The sequence below is a fragment of the Pseudomonas sp. ME-P-057 genome, from assembly GCF_030208975.1.
Taxonomy (GTDB): domain Bacteria; phylum Pseudomonadota; class Gammaproteobacteria; order Pseudomonadales; family Pseudomonadaceae; genus Aquipseudomonas; species Aquipseudomonas lutea.
The window spans coordinates 15,026-27,318 of the sequence record NZ_JARVSX010000017.1 but is presented as its reverse complement, the minus strand read 5'-3'; the positions used below and the strand labels follow the sequence as shown (position 1 = coordinate 27,318).

The 12,293-nt window shown below is 60.8% G+C and carries 13 protein-coding genes and 1 tRNA gene; 7 read left to right on the top strand and 7 right to left on the bottom strand.

Translation table 11 applies throughout. The features are described from left to right. Positions 1–86: 86 nt before the first annotated feature. The 6 genes from QRN48_RS08980 (at position 87) to cysG (ending at position 7,627) form a co-directional block, all read left to right on the top strand. Positions 87–2,492 (top strand): DNA translocase FtsK, encoded by a 2,406-nt coding sequence (locus QRN48_RS08980; RefSeq protein ID WP_037008846.1) that lies wholly within the window; start codon positions 87–89, stop codon positions 2,490–2,492. Between the two features lie 76 nt (positions 2,493–2,568). After that, a complete protein-coding gene (gene lolA, locus QRN48_RS08975; RefSeq protein ID WP_037008847.1) occupies positions 2,569–3,192 on the top strand; it encodes an outer membrane lipoprotein periplasmic chaperone LolA in 624 nt (207 codons plus the stop codon). Between the two features lie 18 nt (positions 3,193–3,210). After that, the gene (locus tag QRN48_RS08970) at positions 3,211–4,536 is read left to right on the top strand and encodes a replication-associated recombination protein A (RefSeq protein ID WP_037008852.1); all 1,326 of its coding nucleotides are present in this window, start codon (positions 3,211–3,213) and stop codon (positions 4,534–4,536) included. Then, on the top strand, positions 4,533–4,907 hold the full coding sequence (gene crcB, locus QRN48_RS08965) for a fluoride efflux transporter CrcB (RefSeq protein ID WP_037008854.1): 375 nt from the start codon (positions 4,533–4,535) through the stop codon (positions 4,905–4,907). The genes QRN48_RS08970 and crcB overlap by 4 nt, the downstream gene beginning before the upstream one ends. Before the next feature lie 44 nt (positions 4,908–4,951). Then, positions 4,952–6,232 (top strand): serine--tRNA ligase, encoded by a 1,281-nt coding sequence (serS, locus tag QRN48_RS08960; protein ID WP_285350138.1) that lies wholly within the window; start codon positions 4,952–4,954, stop codon positions 6,230–6,232. After that, positions 6,233–7,627, top strand: a complete 1,395-nt coding sequence (gene cysG, locus QRN48_RS08955) for a siroheme synthase CysG (protein WP_037008856.1) — start codon at positions 6,233–6,235, stop codon at positions 7,625–7,627. A 134-nt stretch (positions 7,628–7,761) separates the two neighbouring features. Here cysG and QRN48_RS08950 read toward each other — a convergent pair whose 3' ends face one another. The 7 genes from QRN48_RS08950 to QRN48_RS08920 all read right to left on the bottom strand — a co-directional run bounded on the left by QRN48_RS08950 (position 7,762) and on the right by QRN48_RS08920 (position 12,025). After that, a complete protein-coding gene (locus QRN48_RS08950) occupies positions 7,762–8,763 on the bottom strand; it encodes a glutathione S-transferase family protein (RefSeq protein WP_285350137.1) in 1,002 nt (333 codons plus the stop codon). Between the two features lie 96 nt (positions 8,764–8,859). After that, positions 8,860–9,861 (bottom strand): glycosyl transferase family protein, encoded by a 1,002-nt coding sequence (locus QRN48_RS08945; RefSeq protein WP_285350135.1) that lies wholly within the window; start codon positions 9,859–9,861, stop codon positions 8,860–8,862. Continuing rightward, positions 9,858–10,193: a TusE/DsrC/DsvC family sulfur relay protein gene (locus QRN48_RS08940; protein ID WP_285350133.1), complete on the bottom strand. Its 336-nt coding sequence runs from the start codon at positions 10,191–10,193 to the stop codon at positions 9,858–9,860. The genes QRN48_RS08945 and QRN48_RS08940 overlap by 4 nt, the downstream gene beginning before the upstream one ends. Then, the gene (gene tusB, locus QRN48_RS08935; RefSeq protein WP_285350131.1) at positions 10,190–10,486 is read right to left on the bottom strand and encodes a sulfurtransferase complex subunit TusB; all 297 of its coding nucleotides are present in this window, start codon (positions 10,484–10,486) and stop codon (positions 10,190–10,192) included. Before tusB ends, QRN48_RS08940 begins: the two co-directional genes overlap by 4 nt. Beyond that, the gene (tusC, locus tag QRN48_RS08930) at positions 10,486–10,848 is read right to left on the bottom strand and encodes a sulfurtransferase complex subunit TusC (protein WP_037008869.1); all 363 of its coding nucleotides are present in this window, start codon (positions 10,846–10,848) and stop codon (positions 10,486–10,488) included. The genes tusB and tusC overlap by 1 nt, the downstream gene beginning before the upstream one ends. 1 nt (position 10,849) lies before the next feature. Continuing rightward, on the bottom strand, positions 10,850–11,242 hold the full coding sequence (tusD, locus tag QRN48_RS08925; RefSeq protein WP_191945016.1) for a sulfurtransferase complex subunit TusD: 393 nt from the start codon (positions 11,240–11,242) through the stop codon (positions 10,850–10,852). A 111-nt stretch (positions 11,243–11,353) separates the two neighbouring features. Continuing rightward, positions 11,354–12,025, bottom strand: coding sequence for a Bax inhibitor-1/YccA family protein (locus QRN48_RS08920; protein WP_191945017.1), 672 nt, complete (start codon positions 12,023–12,025; stop codon positions 11,354–11,356). Positions 12,026–12,193: 168 nt separating this feature from the next. Here QRN48_RS08920 and QRN48_RS08915 point away from each other — a divergent pair. Further along, positions 12,194–12,284, top strand: a tRNA-Ser gene (locus QRN48_RS08915). The last annotated feature ends 9 nt before the right edge of the window (positions 12,285–12,293 follow it).

Sequence of the window (12,293 nt, the reverse complement as noted above, 5' to 3'; positions counted from 1 at the left end):
TCAGGAGCGTCACTGCCATTTCGTCAAGGCAGTCGTACACAGTCAATCACCAGATGTTCGCGCTTGCGCGCAGGAATTGAAGCGTTTTGAAGAAATCCACCATAGCACCCACCCCCGTTCCGCTCTGGCGGCAGCATTTGCACTACCGGCTCAAGGAAGGTGCACTGATTGCGTTCGGCGCCCTGTGTCTTTATCTGATCATGGCGCTGTTGACCTACGATCAGGGCGATCCAGGCTGGAGCCACACGAGCAGCTCGGCTCAGGTGCAGAACGCTGCAGGCCGCGCCGGCGCGTTCTCGGCCGACATCCTGTTCATGATTCTCGGCTACTTCGCCTACATCTTTCCGCTGTTGCTTGGGGTCAAGGCTTATCAGGTGTTCCGCCATCGTCACGAACCGTGGCAGTGGAGCGGCTGGCTGTTCTCCTGGCGCACGATCGGTCTGGTGTTTCTGGTCCTGGCCGGCGCATCGCTCGCGCATCTGCATTTTCATTCGGCGTCGGGCCTCCCGGGCTCGGCCGGCGGCGTGCTGGGTGAGGTGCTTGGCGATCTGGCCAAGCGCGCGCTGAATGTGCAGGGCAGCACGCTGTTGTTCATTGCGCTGTTCCTGTTCGGCCTGACCGTCTTCACCGACCTGTCCTGGTTCAAAGTCATGGACACGACGGGCAAGATAACGCTGGACCTGGTCGAGCTGTTCACCGGCTCGCTCAACCGTTGGTGGGCCGCCCGCAACGAGCGCAAGCAAATGGTTGCCCAGCTGCGAGAAGTTGACATGCGTGTCGACGAGGTCGTTGCGCCAGTCGCCCCTGATCGACGCGAGCAGGCCAAGGCCAAAGAACGCCTCATCGAGCGCGAACAGGCGTTGACCGAGCACATGGCGGCTCGCGAAAAGCACGTTCCGGCGGTTATCGCTCCGGCACCCGCTCGTGTGCCAGAGCCGAGCAAGCGCGTACAGAAAGAAAAGCAGGCGCCATTGTTCGTGGACAGCGCCGTGGAAGGTACGCTGCCGCCGATCTCGATCCTCGACCCGGCAGAGAAAAAGCAGCTCAATTACTCGCCCGAATCGCTGGCAGCAGTGGGTCACCTGCTTGAAATCAAACTCAAGGAGTTTGGGGTTGAGGTCTCGGTGGACTCGATCCATCCAGGTCCGGTCATCACCCGCTACGAGATCCAGCCGGCGGCCGGCGTAAAAGTCAGTCGCATTTCCAACCTGGCGAAAGACCTGGCGCGTTCGCTGGCAGTGACCAGCGTGCGGGTTGTCGAGGTCATTCCCGGCAAGACCACTGTCGGCATCGAGATACCCAACGAGGACCGCCAGATCGTGCGCTTCTCCGAGGTCCTTTCGACGCCGGAGTACGACGACGCCAAATCGCCCGTCACGCTGGCGCTGGGTCACGACATCGGCGGCAAGCCGGTCATCACCGACCTTGCGAAGATGCCTCACCTGCTGGTTGCCGGTACCACCGGTTCCGGTAAGTCGGTGGGTGTGAACGCGATGATCCTGTCGATCCTGTTCAAGTCCGGCCCGGAAGACGCCAAGCTGATCATGATCGACCCGAAAATGCTCGAGCTGTCGATCTACGAAGGTATTCCCCATCTGCTGTGTCCGGTGGTAACGGACATGAAGGACGCTGCCAACGCCTTGCGCTGGTCGGTGGCCGAAATGGAGCGTCGTTACAAACTGATGGCCAAAATGGGCGTGCGTAACCTGTCCGGGTTCAACCAGAAGGTTCGCGAGGCGGAGGAGGCCGGTACGCCGCTTTCCGACCCTCTGTACCACCGCGAGAGCATTCACGACGAAGCACCGCTGCTGACCAAGCTGCCGACCATCGTTGTGGTGGTGGACGAGTTCGCCGACATGATGATGATCGTCGGCAAGAAGGTTGAAGAACTCATCGCCCGTATCGCGCAGAAGGCCCGAGCGGCGGGTATCCACCTGATCCTGGCGACCCAGCGTCCGTCGGTTGACGTCATCACCGGCCTGATCAAGGCAAACATCCCGACGCGGATGGCATTTCAGGTGTCGAGCAAAATCGACTCCCGGACCATCATCGACCAGGGCGGCGCCGAGCAACTGCTGGGCCACGGTGACATGCTTTACATGCCGCCAGGCACCAGCCTGCCGATCCGGGTGCACGGCGCGTTTGTGTCCGACGAAGAGGTTCACCGCGTGGTCGAGGCTTGGAAACTGCGCGGCACGCCGGACTACAACGACGACATCCTCGCCGGCGTCGAGGAGCCAGGCAGCGGCTTCGATGGCGGTGGCGGCGGCGGTGATGGCGAGGACAGCGAAAGCGACGCGCTTTACGACGAAGCCGTCAAGTTCGTACTTGAAAGCCGACGCGCCTCTATCTCTGCCGTGCAGCGCAAGCTGAAGATTGGCTACAACCGCGCCGCGCGGATGATCGAAACCATGGAAAATGCCGGCGTCGTGACAGCCATGAACACCAACGGCTCGCGTGAAGTGATTGCGCCAGCCCCCGTGCGTGACTGACACTTCCCTGTCATGCCTGACCGGGCGGCGCCTCTACGGCGGCGTCCGGCTTCAACCACACTCAAAGAGGAATCCCATGCGTCTTATCCGCATGTTGTTGGTATCTGCACTGGCTTTTTCCGCCCTCCCGGCCCTCGCCGATAGCAAGGACGTGGCGCGCCTGACCCAACTGCTGGAGAACTCCAAAACCCTGAGCGGGCGTTTCTCCCAGCTCACGCTGGACGGCGGTGGCACCCAATTGCAGGAAACCACTGGGGAGATGACCCTGCAGCGCCCTGGCCTGTTCTATTGGCACACCGATGCGCCCCAGGAGCAGCTGATGGTTTCCGACGGCAAGAAGGTGTCGCTGTGGGACCCTGACCTGGAGCAGGTCACCATCAAGACCCTCGATCAGCGCCTGACCCAGACCCCGGCGCTGTTACTGTCGGGTGACGTGTCGAAAATCAGCGAAAGCTTTGACATCACTGCCAAGGAAGCGGGCGGTGTGATTGACTTCGTGCTCAAGCCCAAATCCAAGGACACGCTGTTCGACAGCCTGCGACTGTCGTTTCGCAACGGCATGATCAACGACATGCAGCTGATCGACAGTGTGGGGCAACGCACCAATATCCTGTTCACCGGCGTCAAGGCCAACGAGCCTGTCGCGGCGAGCAAGTTCCAGTTCCAGATCCCTAAGGGCGCTGACGTCATTCAGGAATAAAAGGGGTTCGCCTGTTTCATGGACCTGTTCAGCAGTGAACCGATCGCACAGCCGTTGGCCGCCCGCCTGCGAGCGACCAATCTGGACGAGTACGTTGGCCAGCAGCATTTGCTCGCCCACGGCAAACCGCTGCGCGAGGCGCTGGAGCAGGGCGCGCTGCATTCGATGATCTTCTGGGGGCCGCCCGGCGTTGGCAAGACCACGCTGGCGCGATTGCTGGCCAAAGTCTCGGACGCGCATTTTGAAACAGTGTCGGCGGTGCTGGCGGGGGTCAAGGAGATCCGTCAGGCGGTGGAAATCGCCAAGCAGCAAGCCGGTCAGTACGGCCGCCGGACGATTCTGTTCGTCGATGAAGTTCATCGCTTCAACAAATCGCAGCAGGATGCGTTCCTGCCTTATGTTGAGGATGGCACGCTGATTTTCATCGGCGCCACCACCGAAAACCCTTCTTTCGAACTGAACAACGCCTTGCTGTCCCGCGCCCGCGTCTATGTGCTCAAAAGCCTGGATGAAGCTGCGCTGCGCCAACTGGTCAACCGTGCGCTGACCGAAGAGCGCGGGCTGGGCAATCGGCATCTGACGCTCGGTGATGAAGCATTCAAGACGCTCCTGGCCGCAGCGGACGGCGACGGTCGGCGCATGCTCAATCTGCTGGAGAACGCCTCGGACCTTGCCGAAGACGGCAGCGAGATCGATCCCGAATTGCTGCAAAGCCTGCTGGGTGACAGCCGCCGTCGTTTCGACAAGGGCGGCGAAGCGTTCTACGACCAGATTTCCGCGCTGCACAAATCCATTCGCGGTTCCAACCCGGACGCTGCGCTGTATTGGTTTGCGCGGATGATCGACGGCGGTTGCGATCCGCTGTATCTGGCGCGGCGCGTGGTGCGCATGGCCAGTGAAGACATTGGCAACGCAGACCCGCGCGCCTTGCCGCTGTGCATGTCCGCCTGGGACGTGCAGGAACGCCTCGGCAGCCCGGAAGGCGAGCTGGCCGTTGCCCAGGCCATCGTTTATCTGGCCTGTGCGCCGAAGAGCAACGCCGTCTACATGGGTTTCAAGATGGCCATGAGGGAAGCCACCGAGCACGGCTCGCTGGAGGTTCCGCTGCACCTGCGCAACGCGCCCACCAAGCTGATGAAGCAACTCGGTTACGGCGAAGAATACCGCTACGCCCACGATGAGCCGGACGCGTACGCGGCGGGTGAGGATTATTTCCCCGACGAGCTCGAGCCTCGCCAATACTATCAGCCGGTCCCGCGGGGCCTTGAGCTGAAGATCGGCGAAAAACTCAAACACCTTTCGGCGCTCGACCGCGCCAGCCCCCGTCAGCGGAGAAAACCGTGATTCAGTTGATTCTTGCTGTGTCCGCCGGTGGCGTGGCTGGTACATTACTGCGCTTCGCGGCCGGTAATGTGGTGGCCGCGAACTGGCCGCGCTATTTCTATACGGCGACGCTGGCGGTGAATCTGGTGGGCTGTCTGCTGATTGGGATGCTGTACGGGCTGTTCATGATCCGCCCGGAGGTCCCGATCGAAGTGCGCGCCGGGTTGATGGTCGGGTTTCTGGGTGGGCTGACGACGTTTTCGTCATTCTCGCTGGACACGATTCGTCTGCTTGAAAGCGGCCAGGCGCCTTTGGCCATTGGCTACGCCCTGATCAGCGTGCTGGGCGGACTGCTCGCCACCTGGGCCGGCCTTTCGTTGACCCGAATATAATCGCTTCACATTTAATAACCCTGATTCAATAACGAGGCAACGATATGCTCGACTCCAAACTGCTGCGTACCCACCTTCAGGACGTAGCGGATCGCCTGGCTTCCCGTGGCTTCACACTGGACGTGGCTCGCATCGAAGCGCTGGAAGCCCAGCGCAAGACGGTGCAGACCCGCACTGAACAGCTTCAGGCCGAGCGTAACGCCCGATCCAAATCCATCGGCCAGGCCAAGCAGCGCGGTGAAGACATCGCACCGCTGATGGCTGACATCGACCGCATGGCCGAAGAGCTGAACGCCGGCAAAAAAGAGCTCGACGGTATTCAGTCCGAGCTGGACGCCATGGCTTTCAGCATGCCGAACCTGCCCCATGAGTCGGTGCCGGTCGGGGCTGATGAAGAAGAAAACGTCGAAGTACGCAAATGGGGCACGCCAGCGTCGTTCGATTTCGCCGTGCAGGACCACGTCGCGCTGGGCGAGAAGTTTGGCTGGCTCGATTTCGAAACCGCTGCCAAGCTTTCCGGCGCGCGCTTTGCGTTGTTACGCGGACCGATTGCGCGCCTGCACCGTGCGCTGGCGCAGTTCATGATCACACTGCATATCAATGAACACGGTTACGAAGAGGCCTATACGCCGTACCTGGTTCAGGCCCCGGCGTTGCAGGGCACCGGCCAGTTGCCGAAGTTCGAGGAAGACCTGTTCAAAATCTCCCGCGAAGGCGAAGCCGATCTCTACCTGATCCCGACCGCTGAGGTGTCACTGACCAACATTGTTTCGGGTGAAATCCTCGATCCGAAGCAGTTGCCCCTCAAATTCGTTGCCCATACGCCGTGCTTCCGCAGCGAAGCGGGTGCGTCGGGACGCGACACGCGCGGCATGATCCGCCAGCACCAGTTCGACAAAGTCGAGATGGTGCAGATCGTCGAGCCGACCAAATCCATGGAAGCGCTGGAAAGCCTGACCGGCAACGCCGAGCGCGTCCTGCAGTTGCTTGAGCTCCCTTATCGCGTGCTGGCCCTGTGCACCGGCGACATGGGCTTCAGTGCAGTCAAGACTTATGACCTGGAAGTGTGGATTCCGAGCCAGGACAAATACCGCGAGATTTCGTCGTGCTCCAATTGCGGCGACTTCCAGGCGCGACGCATGCAGGCTCGCTGGCGCAACCCTGAAACCGGCAAGCCAGAGCTGGTGCATACGCTCAACGGCTCCGGTTTGGCAGTCGGCCGCACGTTGGTGGCGGTGCTCGAAAACTACCAGCAGGCCGACGGTTCGATCCGCGTGCCAGAGGTTCTCAAGCCCTGGATGGGCGGCATCGAGGTCATCGGCTAAATGGAATTTCTGCCGCTGTTCCATAACCTTCGTGGCGCGCGCGTGCTGGTCGTGGGCGGCGGCGAGATTGCCCTGCGCAAATCCCGCCTCATCGCCGATGCGGGCGCGGTGCTGCGCGTTGTCGCCCCTGACATCGGCACAGAACTGCGCGAGCTGATCGACAGCAGCGGTGGCGAGCAGATTCTGCGTGGCTACACCGAATCGGACCTCAACGGCTGCGTGCTGATCATCGCCGCCACCGACGACGAGCCTCTCAATGCGCAGGTGTCAGCTGACGCTCGTCAACGCGGGGTGCCGGTCAATGTGGTGGATGCTCCCTCACTCTGCAGCGTGATCTTCCCGGCGATCGTCGACCGCTCGCCGCTGGTCATTGCCGTGTCCAGTGGTGGCGACGCACCCGTGCTCGCGCGACTGATCCGCGCCAAAATCGAGACCTGGATTCCGCCGACCTATGGGCATCTGGCGGGGCTGGCGGCGCGCTTTCGCCATCAGGTGAAAGGCCTGTTTCCCAACGTCCAGCAGCGTCGAGCATTCTGGGAAGAGGTTTTCCAGGGGCCCATCGCCGACCGGCAACTGGCCGGGCAGGGCGCTGAAGCCGAACGCTTGCTGCAGGCAAAGATCGACGGAGACGCGCCGGCCGCGACCGGTGAGGTGTATCTCGTCGGCGCAGGTCCGGGGGATCCCGACCTGTTGACCTTTCGTGCGCTGCGCTTGATGCAGCAGGCGGACGTGGTGCTCTACGACCGTCTGGTAGCCCCGGCGATTCTGGAGTTGTGCCGTCGTGACGCTGACCGGGTCTATGTCGGCAAGCAGCGCGCCGATCACGCTTTGCCCCAGGATCAAATCAATCAGCAGTTGGTTGATTTGGCCAAACAAGGCAAGCGCGTCGTGCGCCTGAAAGGCGGCGACCCGTTCATTTTCGGCCGTGGCGGCGAAGAAATTGAAGAACTGGCTGCCCACGGCATCCCATTTCAGGTGGTGCCCGGGATCACCGCTGCCAGCGGTTGCGCCGCGTACGCCGGCATTCCTCTGACCCACCGCGATCATGCCCAGTCCGTACGCTTCGTGACCGGTCACTTGAAAAACGGCACCACCGATCTGCCATGGAAAGACCTAGTCTCGCCTTCGCAGACCCTGGTGTTCTATATGGGCCTGATCGGGCTGCCGATCATTTGCGACGAATTGATCAAGCACGGGCGCTCCGCGGACACGCCCGCTGCGCTGATCCAGCAAGGCACCACGGTTCATCAACGCGTGTTCACCGGTACGCTGGCCAACTTGCCACAGTTGGTCGCGGAGCATGAGGTCCATGCGCCGACTCTGGTGATCGTGGGAGAAGTCGTCACGCTGCGGGACAAGCTCGCGTGGTTCGAAGGGGCGCAGGCGAGCGTCTGATTGCGCTCACCTCATTTGTGGCTGGCGTTTAAAACGGCCAGCAACACCACCCGCTGTGGGAGTGACCGGGGTGGCACTCCCACAGGTTTTGCGCTGGAGGGTGAGGCGGGTTTCAGCGCATTAAGCGACGCCCATCAGTGTTGCTGCAAAATCCCTTTCCCGCTCAATCGACCGCGATCGTGCTCGCCGCTGAAATCCTGCTGCGGTCCCTTCGGCACAATGCCGGTCGGGTTGATGGTAGCGTGGCTGCCGTAGTAATGATGCTTGATGTGCTGGAAGTCCACAGTGTCGGCCACCCCTGGCAGCTGATACATCTCACGTACCCAGTTGCTCAGGTTTGTGTAGTCGGCAATGCGCCGCAGATTGCACTTGAAGTGCCCGTGGTACACCGCATCAAACCGGATCAGCGTGGTGAACAGGCGAACGTCCGCTTCGGTCAGGTATTCACCCGCCAGATAGCGCTTCTCGCCAAGTAGTTGCTCCAGCGCGTCCAGTTCGGCGAAGACTTCATCGAACGCTTCTTCATACGCCCCTTGAGAAGTGGCGAAACCCGCGCGGTACACGCCGTTATTCACGGCCGGATAAATACGGTCGTTGAGACGGTTGATCTCTTCACGAAGCGCTTCCGGATACAGATCCAGATGATTGCCGGTCAGGTCATCGAACGCCGAGTTGAACATGCGGATGATTTCAGACGACTCGTTGCTGACGATGCGGTTCAGCTGCTTGTCCCACAGCACTGGCACGGTGACCCGGCCTGTGTAGTCCGCGGTGTCGGCCAGATAACGCTGGTACATGAACGTGTGGCCGTCGAGCGCATCCCCGGTTGAGCCGGTCTGTGGGTCGAAGGTCCAGCCGTTTTCGCGCATCAGCCAACTGACGACCGAGACGTCGATCAGGCTCTCCAGGCCCTTGAGTTTGCGCACGATCAACGTGCGATGCGCCCACGGACAGGCCAGCGACACATACAGATGGTAGCGGCCGGCTTCGGCCTTGAAGCCGCCTTCGCCCGACGGGCCGGGGCGTCCGTCGGCGGTGACCCAGTGACGGCGCTTGGCTTGTTCACGCTGGAACGCGCCGTCTTTGCTGCTCTCGTACCACTGGTCTTGCCAGCGGCCTTCGACGAGGAGGCCCATGTCTGACTCCAATTAATGTGTACTGATGTACGTTGGAGGTCAGTCTAAAGACAATCGTTCGAACAAATGGCGCAAAGACTGGGCGGTTCCTATCGGTTAAATCGATTTATCGCGGCTGGCCCAGTAGAGTTCCGCACGTTCAAAGGCTTCAGCCCGCGGCATGCCGAGGCCACGCAGCGCCAGGGCCATCGTCGAAATCAGCGCCAATTGCGGATAGCTGTCCTCAATATCACCGCGCCATATGGCGACCAGGTGATCGGGATCGAGCGTGGCGGGTTTGACGTGGCGGCGGTCCGACAAAGCAGGCCATTCCTCATCCCATGGCTGGCCGTGGGTGGTGCCATACAGATGGCTGATCGTGTCCGGGTTGATTTCAACTTCGCCGCCGTCGCCTTTGACCACAATCGCGTGGTCGCCCAGCAAACCGCTGGCGTCGCGATGCACGGCTTGATAGCCCGGGTGAAAAATACTCTGCAGACCGCAGCGTGCGCCCAGCGGATTGAGAATGCGCGCCAACGAGTGAATTGGCGAGCGCAGGCCGAGGGTGTTGCGCAAGTCGATCATGCGCTGCAGCTGCGGCGCCCAGTCTCCCAGAGGGATGAATGCGATGTTGTGCTGCTCCAGCGCCTCACCCACTGCCTGCCAGTTGCGGCACAACGGGATGCCCAACAGCTCCAGCAACTGCTCACTGTAAAGGCGGCCGGCGGTATGCGCACCGCCGCCATGCATCAGCACTCGCACCCCATTCTGCGCCAGGCATTTGGCCGCGAGCAGGTACCATGGCAGATGACGCTTCTTGCCGGCGTAGGTCGGCCAGTCGATGTCTACGCTGAGTTGGGGTGCGTTCAGGCGTTCGCGCACGGCTTCGGTAAAGCCCGCCAGTTCATCCGGGCTCTCTTCCTTGTGCCGCAGCAGCATGAGAAACGCGCCGAGCTGGGTGTCCTCGACTTTTTCATCGAGCACCATGCCCATTGCTTCCCTGGCTTCGGCGCGGGTCATGTTGCGAGCGCCGCGTTTACCTTTGCCCAGAATACGTACGAAGGGTGCGAACGGGTGTTCGTCAGGGGTTTGGGTGACGAGGGGGGGGTGGTCGGTCATAGGCAATTGGTCGGCTTTGGCAGGCCCGCCAGCTTGGCGGCAAGTTTGGCGGGAGTGCCGTTGAACAGACGATTCAGGTGCAGGCTGTTGCCTTTGTCAGCGCCCAGTTTCAGCGCAGTGTACTTGACCAGAGGGCGAGTGGCCGGGGACAGCTGGAATTCTGAGTAGAACGAACGCAGCAGTTCGAGGATTTCCCAATGCTCGGGAGTCAGGCTTATCGCTTCCTCTCGGGCCAGCGCTTCGGCTACCTCTTTGGACCAGTCATGCAGGTCTGCAAGGTAGCCGTCCTTGTCCAGGGCAATATCGCGCCCGTCAACGGTAAGCGCCTTCATAGCCACGTGTTGACCTTGTCGTAATGCACCGACAGCGCGACAAATCCTGCGTAGTCGACGCTCTGCGCCCACTCTGGCAGCGCGATGCCTCTGGCCTTGGCGTCTTCATCGAGCACATACACGCTCAGGCCAGTGCTTTTGGTACGTAACGCTTGAGCGACGGCTCCTGTGCCCAGCGCATAAGCGGCGTCACCGCACAGCAGGACCCCGTCGTCGGGGCCGAGCACGCGCAGGCAACTGCTCAGACGCGAGTCGGTGAAGGGGGAATGAGAAAGTACGTGCAAAGTCGCCATCAGATTGTGATCACTTGGTCGTAACGGTCGATGAGCGCAGCGATTTGCGCGTCATCCAATACCTCAAGCGGGTCTACGCTGAAGCCGGTCGCCTGCATGCCACGTTCGTTGAGACTGAAGCGGCAGGCGAACAAATCTTCCACGCCAAACATCGACAAGGCCTGAAGATTGGCCGTGAGGTCCTTCTGCTGCAACAGGGTGGCATTTTGCACCGGTGCCAGTTGCAGTACGCCATCGTCCATAAACAACATGGCAACGGGCAGATCAAACGCGCCGCCCGCCAGCGCGATGTCCAGCGCCTCTCTGGCGTCGGGGCCGGCCCACGGTGCCTGCCGGCTGATAATCAATAACGACTTCGCCATTTTACGGCCCTCCAAAGCAGATCAAGCGATCCGCCGCTTGCACCGCATCATGCAACTGGCCAAGACCCGACAGTTCCCAGGGCGCTGGAAGATTCGCCGCAGGGCGTGAATAACGCTCCGCTTCTTCCACATTCAGGACCCCTCGACGCAGGGCGGCGGCGATGCACACCACGCCATCGAGTTGGTGCGTACTGACGAATTCGCGCCATTGCGAAACGGTGTCCGACTCGTCTTGAGGTGAAACCACGTTGCCGGACGCGCTGTGGACGCCGTCCTGGTAGAAAAACAGCCGCACGATTTCATGACCTTCAGCCAGCGCGGCCTTGGCAAACAGCAGCGCGCGTCGGGAGGAGGGCGCGTGTGCGGGTGAGTGAAGGGCGATGGCGAATTTCATGGTCGGCTCAGTGGGTCGCTGACAAGGCATATGAGCGCAATGATAAAGAATTCACGACCGCCGGACAGCAAAAAGCCCGCCGAAGCGGGCTTTTTGTTAATGAGGCAGCGATCAGTCTTTGCTGCCCATGATGCCGAAGATCTGCAACAGGCTGATGAACAGGTTGTAGATCGACACGTACAGGCTGATGGTCGCCATGATGTAGTTGCGCTCGCCGCCGTGAATGATCGCGCTGGTCTGGAACAGAATGCAGACCGACGAGAACAGCACGAAGCCGGCGCTGATCGCCAGTTGCAGGCCGCTGATCTGGAAGAACATGCTGGCCAGCACTGCCGCGAGCAGCACGAAGAAACCTGCGGTGATGAAGCCGCCGAGGAAGCTCATGTCCTTGCGGGTGATCAGCACGTAGGCCGACAGGCCGCCGAACACTAGCGCCGTCATTGCGAACGCCGAACCGACGATTTCAGCGCCGCCCTGCATACCGATGTAACGGTTGAGAATCGGGCCGAGGATGAACCCCATGAAGCCAGTCAATGCGAAAGCAGAAACCAGACCCCACGCCGAATCGCGCAGTTTGTTGGTGAGGAAGAACAGACCATAGAAGCCGATCAGTACGACGAAGACGTTCGGGTAACGGAAGTTCATCTGCTGCGAGACGAACGCCATGACGCCACTGAAGGCAAGGGTGAGGGCCAGAAGGCCGTAAGTGTTGCGCAGGACGCGGCTAACCTCTAGCTGCTCGACCTGCACGCGGTTGTTGACTGCGTAATCCTGTTCGCGCATGGCGCTACTCCTGATGGTGAAAATGAAGGGTTTGAAACCTCAAGTTGCAAAGATCATAACAGAGGCGACGCAGCACGCTAGCCGGAGAGTTTGACAGCTTGTTTCATTACGGTATTATGGCGCCCGCAATGCGACGCAGGGTGCTCGGAACCCTACGTCAGAAGCTTCGGGGAATTGGCAGAGTGGTTGAATGCACCGGTCTTGAAAACCGGCGAACGTTAATAGCGTTTCTAGGGTTCGAATCCCTAGTTCCCCGCCAAACGCAGTA

Coding starts and splice junctions, on each gene's coding strand:
- lolA (WP_037008847.1), top strand. CDS start 2,569: ATGCGTCTTATCCGCATGTTGTTGGTATCTGCACTGGCTTTTTCCGCC.
- QRN48_RS08970 (WP_037008852.1), top strand. CDS start 3,211: ATGGACCTGTTCAGCAGTGAACCGATCGCACAGCCGTTGGCCGCCCGC.
- serS (WP_285350138.1), top strand. CDS start 4,952: ATGCTCGACTCCAAACTGCTGCGTACCCACCTTCAGGACGTAGCGGAT.
- cysG (WP_037008856.1), top strand. CDS start 6,233: ATGGAATTTCTGCCGCTGTTCCATAACCTTCGTGGCGCGCGCGTGCTG.
- QRN48_RS08950 (WP_285350137.1), bottom strand. CDS start 8,763: ATGGGCCTCCTCGTCGAAGGCCGCTGGCAAGACCAGTGGTACGAGAGC.
- QRN48_RS08945 (WP_285350135.1), bottom strand. CDS start 9,861: ATGACCGACCACCCCCCCCTCGTCACCCAAACCCCTGACGAACACCCG.
- QRN48_RS08940 (WP_285350133.1), bottom strand. CDS start 10,193: ATGAAGGCGCTTACCGTTGACGGGCGCGATATTGCCCTGGACAAGGAC.
- tusB (WP_285350131.1), bottom strand. CDS start 10,486: ATGGCGACTTTGCACGTACTTTCTCATTCCCCCTTCACCGACTCGCGT.
- tusC (WP_037008869.1), bottom strand. CDS start 10,848: ATGGCGAAGTCGTTATTGATTATCAGCCGGCAGGCACCGTGGGCCGGC.
- tusD (WP_191945016.1), bottom strand. CDS start 11,242: ATGAAATTCGCCATCGCCCTTCACTCACCCGCACACGCGCCCTCCTCC.
- QRN48_RS08920 (WP_191945017.1), bottom strand. CDS start 12,025: ATGCGCGAACAGGATTACGCAGTCAACAACCGCGTGCAGGTCGAGCAG.